This window comes from Microcoleus sp. B5-D4 (assembly GCF_036705145.1).
In the GTDB taxonomy this organism is placed as follows: Bacteria; Cyanobacteriota; Cyanobacteriia; order Cyanobacteriales; family Microcoleaceae; genus Microcoleus.
On the sequence record NZ_JAUBTV010000032.1, the window covers coordinates 27,192 to 42,762 of the forward strand.

Annotated in this window: 10 protein-coding genes; 5 read left to right on the forward strand and 5 right to left on the reverse strand. The window is 47.1% G+C overall.

Annotated elements, in window-relative coordinates; all coding sequences use genetic code 11:
* Positions 1-113: 113 nt before the first annotated feature.
* The 5 genes from QUB10_RS16700 to QUB10_RS16720 form a co-directional block, all read right to left on the reverse strand.
* Positions 114-3,377: a DUF4347 domain-containing protein gene (locus QUB10_RS16700; protein ID WP_333203761.1), complete on the reverse strand. Its 3,264-nt coding sequence runs from the start codon at positions 3,375-3,377 to the stop codon at positions 114-116.
* A 783-nt stretch (positions 3,378-4,160) separates the two neighbouring features.
* The gene (locus QUB10_RS16705) at positions 4,161-7,580 is read right to left on the reverse strand and encodes a DUF4347 domain-containing protein (RefSeq protein WP_333203763.1); all 3,420 of its coding nucleotides are present in this window, start codon (positions 7,578-7,580) and stop codon (positions 4,161-4,163) included.
* Between the two features lie 772 nt (positions 7,581-8,352).
* On the reverse strand, positions 8,353-8,757 hold the full coding sequence (locus QUB10_RS16710) for a DUF4347 domain-containing protein (RefSeq protein ID WP_333203765.1): 405 nt from the start codon (positions 8,755-8,757) through the stop codon (positions 8,353-8,355).
* Between the two features lie 118 nt (positions 8,758-8,875).
* Positions 8,876-9,049 (reverse strand): hypothetical protein, encoded by a 174-nt coding sequence (locus tag QUB10_RS16715; RefSeq protein ID WP_333203767.1) that lies wholly within the window; start codon positions 9,047-9,049, stop codon positions 8,876-8,878.
* Positions 9,050-9,117: 68 nt separating this feature from the next.
* Complete coding sequence (locus tag QUB10_RS16720; RefSeq protein ID WP_333203769.1) at positions 9,118-10,608, reverse strand: hypothetical protein; 1,491 nt, start codon at positions 10,606-10,608, stop codon at positions 9,118-9,120.
* A 74-nt stretch (positions 10,609-10,682) separates the two neighbouring features.
* Between QUB10_RS16720 and QUB10_RS16725 the strand changes: the two genes are divergently transcribed.
* The 5 genes from QUB10_RS16725 to QUB10_RS16745 all read left to right on the forward strand — a co-directional run bounded on the left by QUB10_RS16725 (position 10,683) and on the right by QUB10_RS16745 (position 15,498).
* Complete coding sequence (locus tag QUB10_RS16725; protein WP_333203770.1) at positions 10,683-12,344, forward strand: glycosyltransferase family 39 protein; 1,662 nt, start codon at positions 10,683-10,685, stop codon at positions 12,342-12,344.
* A gap of 172 nt (positions 12,345-12,516) precedes the next feature.
* Complete coding sequence (locus QUB10_RS16730; RefSeq protein ID WP_333203772.1) at positions 12,517-13,098, forward strand: DsbA family protein; 582 nt, start codon at positions 12,517-12,519, stop codon at positions 13,096-13,098.
* A gap of 422 nt (positions 13,099-13,520) precedes the next feature.
* The gene (locus QUB10_RS16735) at positions 13,521-14,183 is read left to right on the forward strand and encodes a GIN domain-containing protein (protein WP_333203774.1); all 663 of its coding nucleotides are present in this window, start codon (positions 13,521-13,523) and stop codon (positions 14,181-14,183) included.
* Positions 14,184-14,244: 61 nt separating this feature from the next.
* Entirely contained in the window at positions 14,245-14,487 is a 243-nt protein-coding gene (locus QUB10_RS16740; protein ID WP_333203776.1) for a thioredoxin family protein, read from the forward strand.
* Between the two features lie 12 nt (positions 14,488-14,499).
* Complete coding sequence (locus QUB10_RS16745) at positions 14,500-15,498, forward strand: permease (RefSeq protein ID WP_333203778.1); 999 nt, start codon at positions 14,500-14,502, stop codon at positions 15,496-15,498.
* Positions 15,499-15,571: the final 73 nt, after the last annotated feature.

Here is a 15,571-nt window from a genome sequence, read left to right on the forward strand (position 1 = left end):
TTTATTATAGCAATCCTTGCAGGAGTCGTAATTTTTTTACCCCACCCCAACCCTCCCCTGACCAAGGGGAGGGAGTAAGAAATTCACAAATGATGCGAGGATTGCTATAATAATTACAGAGTAATGAAATCGTTAGCAGTGAGAATACCGGGGGTAATATTGTTAAGCTTCGCCAACAATTGATTGGTATCCGTCACAGTAATCAAAGTCTGATTGTTGCTGGAACTAATACTGAGTTGATTAAAACTCAAATCAGAATTCAACCCAATTAAATCCTCTCCCCTGCGGAAATCATTAATGATGTCGCTACCCACACTTTGATTGAGGAAAAACACATCATTTCCCGAACCTCCCGTCAATGTATCGTCCCCAACATCCCCGGAAAGGAAATCGTCCCCAGCACCACCGCTGAGAATATCATTACCTTTGCCGCCGTACAGGGTATCGTTACCGATGTCGCCACAGAGCACATCGTTGTCATTGCCACCGAAGAGTAAGTCGTTGCCCTCACCGCCATCGAGACTGTCGTTTTCTTTGCCTCCGTACAGGGTATCGTTACCGATGTCGCCAAAAATCAGGTCTGCACCTTCATTGCCAAAGGCAATATCGGTGCCATTTCCAGCATTAATTGTGTCATTTCCTAAGTTGCCTAAAATGTAGTCGTCCCCATCTTCACCCAGCAAGATATCGTCATCTTTACCGCCGAAAATGCTGTCGTTGCCAAGGCCGCCGGCAACAGTATCATTGCCGATATCTCCCCTCAAAAAGTCGTCGCCCTCACCACCAACCACAGTGTCAGGATCTTTGCCAGCGTAGATGGTATCGTTGCCAGCGTCGCCAGAGATGAAATCGCTGCCTTCATTACCGAAGATTGAGTCGTTATCTGCAGCGCCGTCAATGTTGTCATTGCCGGCCATGCCGTAGAGAGTATCGTTGCCGGCTTGTCCGTTAATTGAGTCGTTGATGCCGCCACCCATGATGAAATCGGTAGTGTCGCCGCCGTTGATAGTTTGTTGGACGGGGTTGGGGGTGATGGTGGCCGGATCTAGTTGGGGGGCGTTGAGGCTATCGAGTAGGCAATCATCTAAGGCCGGAGTGGGCGTGGGCGTGGGTGTGGGTTCGGGTGTGGGCGTGGGTGTGGGTTCGGGTGTGGGCGTGGGAGTTGGTTCGGGTGTGGGCGTGGGAGTTGGTTCGGGTGTGGGCGTGGGAGTTGGTTCGGGTGTGGGAGTCGGAGTCGGAGTGGGCGTCGGAGTTGGAGTCGGTGTCGGAGTTGGAGTCGGCGTGACTGTAGGGTTAAGTTCATAAGCGCCAATATCAACGATCGCACTTCCGTTATTATCACCATCTTGAGGGCGACTGACACCGCGCTGATCAGCCGCCGGCGCGCCCGCACCAGTACCAGTATCAATTGCCGGACTTCCTGTTAGCAGCGGCAGCACGAAAGCCCCGTTAATATTTTCCAAAGGGCCGAGTAAGGGGTCTGCGATCGTCACATTTGCCGTAACATTACTATCATTAGGATCTCCGGTCGTCAGTTTAGCGGGAAATTGAATATTGTTTCCCCCATCGATGAGCTCCCGTCCCGTGTGCTGCCTAGTTTTAAAAGAGTTACTTGCCGTATTCCTATCAAAAATCGAATTCTTGACAGTAATTGGCGATTTCACAGGATCGTTAAAAGTAGCAATACCTCCCGAAAATTCAGCGGTATTCTTAGCAAAAGTCGAATTGACGATGTTAGTCGAAAAGGAATCTCTGTTAGCGACAAGCATTCCTCCGCCCTGCTTAGCAGCGCTGTTGCCGGAAAATGTACTGTTGACAATGCTGATATTTCCATTCCCTCCTGACCACAAACCGCCCCCATTATCTTCAGCTTGGTTATTAGCAAAAGTGGAGTTTGTTACCGTAAGATCCACATTTCCGTGACGAATTGCGCCTCCCGAACCTCCAACTCCTGCTAGATCCTTAACAGCTTTATTGTTAATAAAAGTGCTATTTTCCAAAACTATCTTATCTTGAAGATAGCCAAATAAAAACCCTGCTCCTCCTTCTCTCGCTCCGATATTGCCATCAAAAATGCTGTTGCGGATGGCAATATTTCCGGCCACCGGGCCGGGGGTTGCATTCGGGCCGGAAGCATTAGCGCCATCGACGTAAACTGCCCCGCCAACGCCTTTATCTGTCACGTTGCCGATGAATTTAGAGTTTTCGATCGTCATGCTGCCCAACAGGTTATTAACAGCTCCGCCGTAGCTGCCTTTGTTGTTGGTAAATTCGCTATCTCTGATAGTCAGAACACCGCCGCTTTTAGTGGCGATCGCGCCGCCACCGCGTTCGGTATTGTCCGCTCGCGAACCGTCATTGCCGCTAAACTTGCTGTTAATTACAGTCGTCGTGCTGCGGAAACCCGTGTAAATGCCGCCACCAAAACCGGCAACATTATTATTGACTTGGCAATTTTCTAAAGTTAAAGTGCTGCTACTTCCTGTTTGAATGCCACCACCGGCGCTAGTTGCCTCACTATTGGGATCGGTTCCAGAAACTTTGCCGTTGGCAACAATCAGGTTTTTTAGAGTAACATTTGTTGCACCTTCTGTGCGGATTACCCGCGAAGCATTGTTGCCACTGATGGTTAAATTTGCTGCACCAACTGCATCAATTGTCAAGTTTTTGTTGATGACAAGTTGACCGTTCGAGAGAGTAATTGTTTGGCCCGCAAGAGTCGAGGCAAATTGAATGGTATCGCCGGCTGCTGCGGAGGCGATCGCATCTCTCAATGAACCCGGCCCGCTATCATTATTGTTGGTAACGGTAATAGTCGCTAAAGTCCCTTGATAATCCGCCATTGCCTCTGGAGTCAAGGCTAGCGGTGCTTCAATATCACCCTTGGCAAACTCCAAATTCCAGTTACCGCCGCGGCCAGTGCGATCGCTAGATGCCGCAATATCAGCCCCGGTTAACTCGCCCAGGCGATCGACAAAATTGCTTCCCGAACCCGCAGCAAGATCACAACCGTAAAGCACAATATCTGCTTTGTCGCTTAGCGCATTTCGCCACCCTTGCAACTGGCTTTCATATTGCGGCAAATTATCCGAATTCAGCGTGGCAGAACCTAGCTGCAAGCTGCCAGAATTGCCGTGAGAAAAAATGTGAACTTGCTCTACAGTTTCCCCCGCAGCAGAAATTGTTTGCAGTTTCGCAGTAATTTGCTCTACTCCGTTACCATTTTTATCTAAAATGATGATCTCTGCACCGGGAAGCACGCCACCCGCAAGAGTTTGATAGTCATCTAAGTCGGAATCAATGAAGACAATAGATTTAGAACCAACATTGCGGAGAACAGATTGTGAATCCATGTTGGTGGCAAAAGTTGAACTCATTTCGCATACCCATGAGAATGTTTACTATTTGCTGGTAGATTCACCTTGAAAGCAGAAGGCTAGAGATGCAGAAGGCAGTAGGCAGGATTAAAACCTCGGTGATCCATCGGGGAAATTCAAATTTAAGAAAAAACTTGAATTTTATGCCTAAGTGAAATCCGAGACTTGTCTCCCTAATCAGCTTAAGCTGTGTAGAAATTGCGATTTCTTTAGCAATTAATTGCAGAAGATGTAATGTAAATAGTCTGCCACGGGGAACCTCTCTCTGTAGATTTACCCTGCACATCTTTAGCCCGACAAGTAGTACCTCAAACCATTGATAAGCATGGGATACGTAAAACTACAAAAAGATTTTATACTTGCCAAATTTCCGACAATTTCTCTAGCTATTACCTGATACGTTCACCTTAGCGAAAACCAGGAAAATTGCCTAACAATTTGATTGTTTTAACTTTTTTACCTGCAGGAAAAAAGTTCCCAAAAATCGGAAATTTTGTTGTTGAGAAAGCTTGCTTTATTCGGGCGCTACTTATGGCTAGCCAGCTCAGGAGTGCAATAGACGGATGTGCCTCATTCTAGGTGTGGGCGATCGGCAATAAACAAGATTTATTACCGATCGCTGTTGAAAAGAATCAGATCGATCGCTCCTCTTCGTTGGCGTAGGCCCCGTAGGGACGGGCGACGCTAACGTCATCCCCAACTTTCAGGAGTTTGAGAGCTTTAGAGCTTTCTTCAGCACTTCTAAGCGGGCTGGCTGCTTATGGCGCACCCTACCCCCGGCAGTTAGATTGTTACCTGAGTGAAATCGCTAGCAGTGAGAATACCGGGGGTAATATTGTTAAGCTTCGCCAACAATTGATTGGTATCCGTCACAGTAATCAAAGTCTGATTGTTGCTGGAAGTAATACTGAGTTGATTAAAACTCAAACCAGAATTCAACCCAATTAAATCCTCTCCCTTGCGGAAATCATTAATGATGTCGCTACCCACACTTTGATTGAGGAAAAACACATCATTTCCCGAACCTCCCGTCAATGTATCGTCCCCAACATCCCCGGAAAGGAAATCGTCCCCAGCACCACCGCTGAGAATATCATTACCTTTGCCGCCGTACAGGGTATCGTTACCGATGTCGCCACAGAGCACATCGTTGTCATTGCCACCGAAGAGTAAGTCGTTGCCCTCACCGCCATCGAGACTGTCGTTTTCTTTGCCTCCGTACAGGGTATCGTTACCGATGTCGCCAAAAATCAGGTCTGCACCTTCATTGCCAAAGGCAATATCGTTGCCATTTCCAGCATTAATTGTGTCATTTCCTAAGTTGCCTAAAATGTAGTCGTCCCCATCTTCACCCAGCAAGATATCGTCATCTTTACCGCCGAAAATGCTGTCGTTGCCAAGGCCGCCGGCAACAGTATCATTGCCGATATCTCCCCTCAAAAAGTCGTCGCCCTCACCACCAACCACAGTGTCAGGATCTTTGCCAGCGTAGATGGTATCGTTGCCAGCGCCGCCAGAGATGAAATCGCTGCCTCCATTGCCGAAGATTGAGTCGTTATCTGCGCCGCCGTCAATGTTGTCATTGCCGCCCATGCCGTAGAGTGTATCGTTGCCGGTAAGTCCGTTAATTGAGTCGTTGATGACACCGCCCATCATGAAATCGATACCTTCGCCGCCGTTGATAGTTTGTTGGACGGGGTTGGGGGTGATGGTGGCAGGATCTAGTTGGGGGGGGTTGAGGTCATCGAGCGGGGAACCATCCGAAGCCGGAGTTGGAGTTGGCGCCGGAGTCGGAGTCGGCGGCGGAGTCGGTGTGGGAGTAGGAGTTGGCGCGGGCGTCGGAGTCGGCGCCGGAGTCGGTGTGGGAGTAGGAGTGGGTTCGGGTGTGGGAGTTGGCGCCGGAGTCGGTGTGGGAGTAGGAGTGGGTTCGGGTGTGGGTGTCGGAGTCTCAGTTGGAATCGGCGCGGGCGTCGGAGTTGGCGCCGGAGTCGGTGTGGGAGTAGGAGTTGGCGCGGGCGTCGGAGTTGGCGCCGGAGTCGGTGTGGGAGTAGGAGTCGGCGCGGGCGTCGGAGTTGGCACCGGGACGACACTACCTCCCAATTCAAAAGAGCCGCTGTCTACGATCGCACCTGGAATGCTGTCGCCATCTTGAGGGCGAGCCACGCCGCGCTGATCCGTAGCGGGTGCGCCGGTGGCAATCCCTTTATCAATTGCCGGACTTCCTGTCAGCAGGGGCCTGACTAAAGCGCCGTTGATGTTTTGCAAAGGGCCGAGTAAGGGGTCTGCGATCGTCACACTTGTCGTTACCTTGGTATCGGTGCTAATCACCGGCCACTGAAAATTCCCTCCTTGATCGCTATATTGGGCGGTGACGTGTTGCTGAATGCCCCAAGGGTTTCCTCCGTTAGCCGCTGTATTGTTGGAAAGAATCGTGTTTTTGAGGGTGACATTATTGGCAGCGGCGAAGATACCTCCACCAACCCAGCCGGCAGAATTATCGGCGATCGTCGTGTTGAGAATGGTTGTGGGTGCACCAAGAGTCATTGCACCGCCGAGTTTGTTGAAATTACCAGCAGCAAACGCCGTGGAGTTGCCAGAAAACGTACTGTTAGTAATCGTAGTAGGGGCATTTCGCATCCACAGGCCGCCACCTTGATTATTGGCTTTGTTGCCAGCAAAGGTGGTGTTGGCAATGGTCAATCCCTTGTTGGTGCTGTCGCTCAAAATCGTTACCGCACCACCATTTCCAGGATTTCCACCATTGGGGCTGCCTGTGAGCGCCATAACTTCGTTATTTTGGAAGGTGGTGTTTTCCAAAATTACATTGTCCTGGCTACCGGTGAACAGATAAGCTGCTCCGCCTTCGCCTCGCCCTTTGTTGTCTTGAAATACACTTTTGGTGATCTTGATTGTGCCGGAAGCTTCGCTCGGATTGCTGGCTCTGTCTGTGTAAATAGCGCCACCGTTACCCCTTAAACCAGGATTAACTTTGCCTGTGGCGTAAGAGGCGGAGGTGGTGTCGTTGCCGATGAATCGCGAGTTGTCAATGGTTAACTTACCTTGAAGGCTGTTAATCGCCCCGCCGTTAATTCCTTTGTTGTTGGTGAAGTCGCTGTTGGTGACTGTAAAAGTTTTGGAACTCAAAAAGCCGATCGCACCTGCACCGCGTTCATCGTTAGCGGAGGTGGCTACGTTGCCAGTGAATTTACTGTTGGTAACAGTCAGGGTATTGTTGAAATTACCAAAAATTGCGCCACCGCCTTTATCGGCGACGTTGTTGTTGAACTGAACGTTTTCTACTGTGAGGTTTACTTCGTCGGTTGTGCCGATCGCGCCACCTCGATCGGTAGTTTTGCCGTTAGTAATAATGAGGTTTTTGACCACAAAATTGGTAGCAGTCGCAACGTTGGCGTTGACAAAAAAGGCGCGGGATGCGTTGTTGCCACTGATGGTTAAACCGGGTGCGGCGGCGCCGTCAATCGTGATGTTTTTGCCAACGGGAATATCGAGTTGACCGCTGGTGAGGGTAATGGTTTGGCTGGCTAAACCTGGAGCGAAGTTAATGATATCGCCGGCAACAGCGCTGGCGATCGCAGCCCTTAATGAACCCGGCCCGCTATCGCTATTGTTGGCTACTACGATCGTAGCTAAATCACCTTGGTAACTTGCCATAGCCTCTGGCTGCAAGGCTAAGGGAGATTCAATTTGACCCTTAGCAAATTCTAAATTCCAGTCGCCGCTACGGCCGGTTATGTTGGTGGATGCCGCAACGTCAGCCCCGGTTAATTGACTGAATCGATCGAGGAAATTAGCACCTGTACCGCCTGCTACATCGCAGCCGTACACCATGAAGTCTGCTTGTGGGGCTAGTGAAGTTTGCCACTTTTCCAACTGGCTTTTGTATTGCTCTATGTTATCTGAACCCAGAGAGGTATTGCCTAATTGTAAGCTGCCTGAACTGCCGTGAGAAATAATGTGAACCGAGTCTATCGCCCCATTAGTAGAGGCGTATTTTTCCATCTCGGACGTGATTTGTGCGATGCCGTTTTTGGTGCTATCGAGTATTACTACCTGCTGTCCCGGCAGCACTCCCGCTGCAATTGACTCGTAATCTTTAACGCCGGAGTCAATGAAGACTAAGCAGCGAGGTGGCATTTTTTCAAAAGCAGATTGTGAGTTAAGTTGAGCGAATGTAGAACTCATATTGGAGACTCCATTAAGGGCATTATTAGTAGATACACCCCGGAGTTATCTCATCAGGCTTATTCCATTATATCTTAACACCCAATTGGGAAATGGGGTCATTTTAAAAACTTTTTTAGTGATTTATTTTGCTCGGCATTTGCCTTTCGCCTCTTGAGTCAAATGGAAATTTGAGCCTCTATCTATGGGAATAGATTGCAATATTAATCGGGAATCTTGAAATAAACTAGGTTCTATTATCCAATTTTTTTTGACCTTATTTTGCTAATAGTAGGCTGAGTTGAGGGATGCGGAAATAGTGGAGGTAATTCACCCCCGAATAACTCCTCTTATATTTAGTAGTTTTTATTTGAGTGTGAGATTTTACGTAGAGGCACAATGCACTAGAGTTTCCCTAGCTGTATTTCATCCAAGGGAAAACTGAATTATGTAGATATTGAAGAATTCTATATGGTTTGAAGTTGCTAGGTTTGCGGTACACCCAAATACTGATTACCAGGATGTTTGGTCGCATTTACTAACAGTCAAAACGGTATGATATTAAGTGGAACCCATCGCGGGAAATCAATTGACTTATGGGGGGCTACCGACACTGTGAGGACTACCCACCTCACTACAAACGTGATTCAAATTATTCAGCGGGAGTTGATATGATTGCTGATTTAGTCAGATCGAAATCGTTGATTGCGATCGCGCCTGCCTCCCTAATTACAATTGTATTCGGGTTCAGTCGCCCTCGGTACGTTCCATACTCTGCATTAAATCACTCTCCTTAATTAGCAAACAGTCGATCGCGCCCACCGCCGTTGCTGAGTGTATCACTATCTCGATCGGCATAACACCCACCAAGTCCGCTGTTTTGAGTCAGGGAACTGTGCGATTTTGGCAATTGACTTTTGTATGGTTCCAGGTAATCTGAACTGAGGATAACAAAGCCTAATTGCAGTTGGTTTGAGTGGCCGTCAGAAGTCGAGCCAACTTTGTCAATCTCTCTAAGGATAGAGGTCGATTTTTGAAGTGCCGAGGTAATTTTCTCGATGCAGTCAGATGCCCCAGTCAAAATTCTGGAAACAAAATATCCACCTTGACTGATGCTGGAGTCCTTGAATACAAAGCTTTTGGATGGGGAATTTGCGTATTCCAAGGCGGGAGTCGTTTCCCTTAAAGAAGTCAACATATTCCGTCCTCCAAAAGTGTGTTTAGCGGTAGATACAGCCTTGGAGTCAGAGCTTCTGAAACTGCCAGCGACCTTGTTTATTTCGCTCATTCTTATTTCACCTATCTATCAGTTTGCCCTATTTCTGCAGCACTGCCATCCGCGATCGCACGGAATTTATATTCTGCGTGTTTTCCCTTACTTCCGGCCAACTCGCAATTACCGATCGATCCGGTATCCTGTCCGTGATCCCACTTTTACAAAAGAATCCCACCGTAAGCCCGTGCTTCAAACCTCGATAGTCTTCAGTCATTCCCCCACCTAAAATCTAAAATCTAAAAGGGTATGACACTTAGTAGATTGGCCTCGCAACTGCACCGCTCAAGATTCTGTAGAAGATGGCGGTTTTTTCCCTGCATTGCGAATATTAATAATCTTGTTGAGCGCCTCAAACCAAAAACCAGCCCCCATAGAAATAGCTACACCGCTCAATATCCAACCAAACAATTTTTCCATCAAAGCCGGCCACAATAAATTCCCCTGTTTATCTCGTTTTAACCTATTCTGTTCGCTCCATCCCAAAGGCAGAGGTACATTATTATCCAAAGCTCGATCGACATCCTGTTGAACTTTTGTCAGACTGGTTAAATTATTTGATTTAGTCTTAGCATTATTTACCACCAACTGCTCAGCGTACAAATTAACAGTCGATCGCAACATCGAATCCTTCGACAACCGATTAATAATATGAATGGTATCAGCATTAGCAGCGACAGCGATCGCAGTTCCGAGCAAAATCGCAACCCCTCTAGCATTACGCTTGTAAACACCAGAAGCACGCTCCATCGATTGGTCAAACCAAATTTCAATTTCTTTCTGAAACCGCTGCAACTGCTCTTGAGTATCTCCGCCGCCTTTTTCAGCGCGCTGCGCTAAAATATAAAGGCTGCGTTTCAAAGATTCTGGCATACTGTCCAAGGTTTCTTGAATTTGTTGATAAATCGGACTCTCCTCTTTGAGTTCCATAATTTCGGCTGCCGACTCTTGACTTTTTTTAACAGTATTTAACAGATTGCTGAAACTAGGTTGTAGTTGCCCTAGCAGCGCCACCCGCTCATTTCTGCTGTCAAAACGAGCCTTCACAAATGCCATCTGCCTCTGAAATTCTCTCCCTCCCAGCTCGGTTTCTGGTAGATAAACCTGAGAATCCTTAATATAAAATCCTAGCTTTTCAGACATCCGATTTAAGCTGTTGCTCAAACTTGCTAAATTGTTTTGATAATCTTCAACCACTCGATTGAACTCCGCAGTCAGCCACCTAAATTCTTGCTCAATAATCGGTTTAGTAGCATCCGGCAAACTCAGATTTTGTCCAATCTGTTGAATTTGTGCTAATTGTAAGTCTTTAAATCTTTCCAATCGGGTTTTAGAGATAGAGCTGAGCAAACTAGAAACCTTTAAAGTCTCCAAAAGGCTAGCCGAAAAACACTCGGCTGGAATATAAGAAGGCCCACTGGATTTATTGCCGAAAACATTTTTAGTACCCGTAACTCCGTGGTACAAATCCCCCATGCGGTGCGTAACAGAGCGGAATCCCTCTGATAACAGCCCTTTCGCTCCCTGATTCAAATCCTTGATAATCGGATTGGCGTAAATCGAATGGGCTAACTGTCCGACTCGCTTAAATTGCAGGGGATCTTTCGCACCTTCGCTGCCTCCAGAAATCAGCACTTCTATCGACTTCTTTAAATGTTCCGCCCGCCACTGCCAAACAGTAGCAATCAGTTCCTGAATTTCCGAAGCTAGCAAGCTTAAAGTCAGGTAGATAAATACTAAGCCAATGATAATATCTATAATTACAGGCAAGTTCATGGTATTTTCCTAGTCGCAAATAACTGCTGTCTAAGTTTACCCTCAGTTTGGGACGCTCAAAACTCTCTTAACTTATGTCAGAAATCTTTCCATTCCTAAGCCGCAAACCGAAAAATCGCTGGAATGACAGCTTTACAGACAAAGTGTGGATGCTGGCTTTTCTGTTGGCGGCAGTGCTGATTTTCGGGCTGAATCTGGGCGGCGTGGCTTTGCGGGATTGGGATGAAGGCATTGCAGCGCAGGTAAGTCGCGAAATTTGGCGCGGCAACTTAAATTGGCTGTATCCGACGATCGACTCTATGCCTTATTTGAACAAACCGCCGCTGGTACACTGGCTAATAGGGCTGTGTTTTGCCGTCGGCGGTGTCAGCGAATTGACGGCGAGGTTGGTACCGGCGATGCTGACAGCCACTTCTGTGCCCTTGCTTTACGCCATTGGCAGGGAGTTGTTTCCTCCGCGTTCGAGATCCATTTTTTCTGCCCTCGTCTATCTGACGCTGTTACCGGTGGTGCGGCATGGACGTTTGGCGATGTTGGATGGGGCGGTTTTGTGTTTTTTGCTGGCGGCGATGTGGTGTTTGCTACGATCGCGCCGGGATTTGCGCTACGCTTTGGGCGCGGGGATTGGGTTCGGACTCATTTGCCTGACTAAGGGCGTGATGTTGGGGCTGCTGTTGGCTGCTGTTGGCTGTATTTTTTTGGTTTGGGATACCCCGCGACTCCTCACTTCTGGGTATCTTTGGGGCGGATTGGCGATCGGAACTTTACCAGTAGCTGCTTGGTATTTTGCCCAATGGCTGCACTACGGCCAATATTTCATCCACACTAATTTAATTAACGAATCTTTCCGGCGCATTTCGGAACCTGTAAGCAGTCACAAAGGCCCGCCTTGGTATTATCTTTTAGAAATTTTAAAATTAGCTTGGCCGTGGCAGTTATTTTGGCTACAAGGGCTGCGTTTGAGTTGGGAAAATCGCAGTTTTGCCGGGCCAAAATTAGTATTGGTTTGGACTGGAGTATATCTGCTGGCTATTTCTGTGATGACTACTAAATTGCCGTGGTATGTTTTGCCAATTTATCCAGCTTTTGCTCTTGCTGTTGGCAGTTATCTGGCTGAAGTTTGGGAGCAACTGTGGCTGCCGCCAGAGCCCGTCAAAGAGGAAGCAGAAGAACGTTTTGATGCTATTTCTTTGTTGCCTCATCCCGCGATTTTGGCAATGCTGGGTGTAGTTGCTGTCGTCGGTTGCGTGTACTTCAGTGGCTGGGTACGGATCGGGGGACAAATTGCGCCTCCAGAGCGAGATTTGCAGTTAATGCTGATGTTTGTAGCTTTGACAATGACAATGGCGGCCGTGTTGCTGCACCGCAAAGACCGACAGTTTATATTAGTTTTAATTTGGGGAACTTACCTGACGCTGTTGGTATTGGTGGCTTCTGATAACTGGGTTTGGGAACTGGCGGAGGATTATCCTGTTAAGCCGATCGCCGAAATTGTCCGCACAGGAACTCCGGCCGGTCAACAGGTGTTTACTTCTCACCGCTTGGGCCGTCCATCGCTGAATTTTTACAGTCAACGCCAAGTTATTGTCGCCGACGCGCCGACGCTCAAAAAGAAATGGCAAACTCTCCCTCAACCTTATTTTCTGTTAGAAAAACCTGTTTTAAAACATTTAGGTTTGCAGAATGCTGAGATTGTCAAAACAGCCGAGGATTGGGTTTTGGTAACTAAAAAGTAAGTTAGGGACATCCAATCAGCGTCTGTATGGGACGGTGGTGCATAGCCCAGCTCCTCTACCGCTCAAGATTGTCCAGGTTTCAGTGATCGATAACAGCATTTTGATCTCAGCTTGGACGGAAACTGATCCTCGTACTAGAAAGAAACCCTGGTGGGTCTAAGGATGAAGTGATATGGAACCGATTCGTATTTTTTATTTTTCCGATGTTCTCTGCGTTTGGGCTTATATTGCTCAGATTCGTTTGGATGAGTTGAAAACAACCTTTGAAGACAAGATTGCGATCACAAAGCACTTTGTCCCCGTCTTTGGTGTTACTCGTGAAAAACTGGAAAACCGATGGCGTGATCGCGGTGGTTTGCAAGGATACAGCGATCATGTCCAGGAGGTTGCGAAAAAGTTCGATCACATCAGCGTTCATCCTGATATTTGGACTAACGTTACACCATTTTCATCGACCTCCTGTCATTTGTTTCTCCATGCGATTCAACTACTAGAAACGAAGGATTTAGTAGAGCGAAATCAACAGGTATTTGAAAAAGCAACCTGGGCATTTCGGGAGGCGTTTTTTACCAAACTGGCAGATGTTTCTGACCGCAAGGTACAATTTGGAATTGCGGAGGAGTTAAGACTGCCGATCACTGCTATCGAAGCTCAGATCGATAGTGGTGAGGCTTATGCCAAGCTATCCCAGGATTTTGAATTAGTCAAAGAGCATACGGTTACAGTCAGCCCCACCCCATTGGTGACAAGTTAAGACTTAATTGCATTTGTCAATCAGTAATATTACTCAAAAAGACTGCTTTTTTAGGAGTGGAAAATTTACGATTTGAGAGGGAGTAGGTATAAATATCATGGGAGGCATGATTCCTCGATCGCCCAAATCTCAGTTTTATGCCCAAAATCCGAGTAAATGTTGAGCATAATTGCTGATTGACAATGCTTTCTTAGCTTAACTTGTTACCAATGGCCCCACCCTGATTTTTAATGAAGGACGGCAGAGACTCAACGGCAATGTAGGCTATCGGGTGATCGAAGCCAATATTCGGGAGTTACTGCACAATCCTCCGGGAGAACAATCATGGTGTTAGGAATCTTGCATTAATGGAAAGATGCGATCGCAATCAAAATGCACCCATGAAAAGTGAACGACTAAGGATTTATATAGCAGGCAAAACAATGAGATCGAAGCTATACGGTTTGGTTGTGTGTTTAACAGCTTTGAGCCTATTCACAGGCTGCTCTCTCAATTTGGGTGGGCTTAGAGGCTCTGGAATAGTTAAGACCGAATCTAGAGAAGTAGGTCGATTCTCATCCATTTCTAGTAAATCCGTAGGTAAAGTTACGATACAGCAGACAGGAAAAGAGTCCCTAACGATCACCGCTGACGACAACATTCTGCCGTTGCTAGAAAGTCGTGTAACTGACAATGTTCTGTATCTCACTATCACGAAAGATACCAATATGAATCCCACCAAGCCCATTGAATTCGTTGTGGAGGTAAAGAGCCTAGAGAGCTTGAATATAGATGGTGTCGGTAGTGTTGAGGTAAAGGATATCCAAGGTAAACAGTTGTCGATTTCCCTTGATGGGGTGGGTAGCATGACAATCGCCGGAAGTGTCGATGTGCTGGAACTCAATTTTTCCGGGGTTGGAAGTTTCCAAGGTGAGAATTTCAAGACTAAGCAGGCTACGGTTCGCAATAGCGGCGTGGGCAGTGCTGTGGTTAATGTCAGTCAGCAGTTAGATGCAACTGTATCCGGCGTGGGTTCAATAGAGTATATTGGCTCTCCTCAAGTTCGGGAATCTGGGCGGGGCGTGGGGTCAGTTAAGAAAAGGTAGCGATCGCTTGGATTCAGTAGAGAGAGAATTGAATTAGAGAATACAAAAAAGGAGTTATGCCATGAATGCGATCGAGATTGAAATTTTGGGTTCAGGCTGCAAAAAATGCCAACAGCTAGAGGCAAATGCCAAACAAGCTGTAACTAATCTCAATTTAAATGCTGAAATTCTGCACATTACCGACCCCATCGAAATCGCTAAACGAGGTGTGATGTCTACTCCCGCCATGACAATCAATGGCAAAGTCGTCAGCAAAGGTCAAGTGCTCAGTCCAGAACAAATTCAGCCCTTATTGCAGCGTTAAAGAGGCAAAGTTATGTTCGATCCATTTTATCCTTTTGATTGGTTGGCAACCCAGATTGTCACCCAACTCTTCGGCTTGTCGATGTCATCGCATTTAGGATCGAGTCTGCATTTCTTTCTTTACGATGTGCCAAAAGTCTTAACATTACTAATTGTAATTAGCTTTATTGTTGGGACATTTCAGAGCTTTTTAGAACCAGAGCGTGTTCGCTCTTTGCTAGAAGGAAAGCGCACTTTTGCGGGAAATATCTTGGCGGCAATGGTAGGAATCGTCACACCATTCTGTTCTTGCTCTGCGGTTCCTTTGTTCATCGGATTCTTAGAAGCAGGTGTGCCTTTAGGTGTGACCTTTTCTTATCTGATGGCAGCGCCAATGGTAAATGAAGTTGCTGTTATCCTGCTGTGGGGATTGTTTGGACTAAAGGTGACGCTGATCTATATCGGTTTTGGTGTCGGTTTGGCGATCGCCTCTGGATATATCATCGGATTACTAAAATTAGAAAAATGGGTGGAACCCTTTGTTTGGCAACTGCAAAAATCTCATCAAGAAATACCTCTAGGTGATGAGGACAATCCAGAAGCAGTGATGCTAACTTGGGGGCAAAGATTTGAGCAAGGATGGTTCCAGTCGAGCTCCATTGTGCGATCGGTGTGGCTCTATGTCGTGGGTGGTATTGCGATCGGGGCGGGGATTCATGGTTATGTGCCGACTGATTTTATCACCCAATATGCAGGCGCAAATAATCCTTTTGCAGTGCCGATCGCGGTAATGTTGGGCGTGCCACTCTATGCGAACATTGCGGGTGTGATGCCGATTACCGAAGCTTTAGTCAATAAAGGAATGCCAATGGGTACAGTTTTAGCCTTCACAATGGCAGTAACAGCACTATCTCTGCCTGAAATGGTGATTCTCAAAAAAGTTTTGAAACCTCAACTTTTAGCCGTGTTTATTGGGCTAATGACCGTTGGTATTATCAGCATTGGCTATATATTCAATGCTCTATTTTTGTAAAAAAAACGGTTTATAGGCCATAATAAGTCCTGAGTTTAATAAACGCACTTTGCGTGCCGAATAGCTAACCAGC

Excerpts from the sequence above, each read along its gene's own strand:
- QUB10_RS16700 (WP_333203761.1), bottom strand. The coding sequence starts at position 3,377 with ATGAGTTCAACTTTTGCCACCAACATGGATTCACAATCTGTTCTCCGC.
- QUB10_RS16705 (WP_333203763.1), bottom strand. The coding sequence starts at position 7,580 with ATGAGTTCTACATTCGCTCAACTTAACTCACAATCTGCTTTTGAAAAA.
- QUB10_RS16710 (WP_333203765.1), bottom strand. The coding sequence starts at position 8,757 with ATGTTGACTTCTTTAAGGGAAACGACTCCCGCCTTGGAATACGCAAAT.
- QUB10_RS16715 (WP_333203767.1), bottom strand. The coding sequence starts at position 9,049 with ATGACTGAAGACTATCGAGGTTTGAAGCACGGGCTTACGGTGGGATTC.
- QUB10_RS16720 (WP_333203769.1), bottom strand. The coding sequence starts at position 10,608 with ATGAACTTGCCTGTAATTATAGATATTATCATTGGCTTAGTATTTATC.
- QUB10_RS16725 (WP_333203770.1), top strand. The coding sequence starts at position 10,683 with ATGTCAGAAATCTTTCCATTCCTAAGCCGCAAACCGAAAAATCGCTGG.
- QUB10_RS16730 (WP_333203772.1), top strand. The coding sequence starts at position 12,517 with ATGGAACCGATTCGTATTTTTTATTTTTCCGATGTTCTCTGCGTTTGG.
- QUB10_RS16735 (WP_333203774.1), top strand. The coding sequence starts at position 13,521 with ATGAGATCGAAGCTATACGGTTTGGTTGTGTGTTTAACAGCTTTGAGC.
- QUB10_RS16740 (WP_333203776.1), top strand. The coding sequence starts at position 14,245 with ATGAATGCGATCGAGATTGAAATTTTGGGTTCAGGCTGCAAAAAATGC.
- QUB10_RS16745 (WP_333203778.1), top strand. The coding sequence starts at position 14,500 with ATGTTCGATCCATTTTATCCTTTTGATTGGTTGGCAACCCAGATTGTC.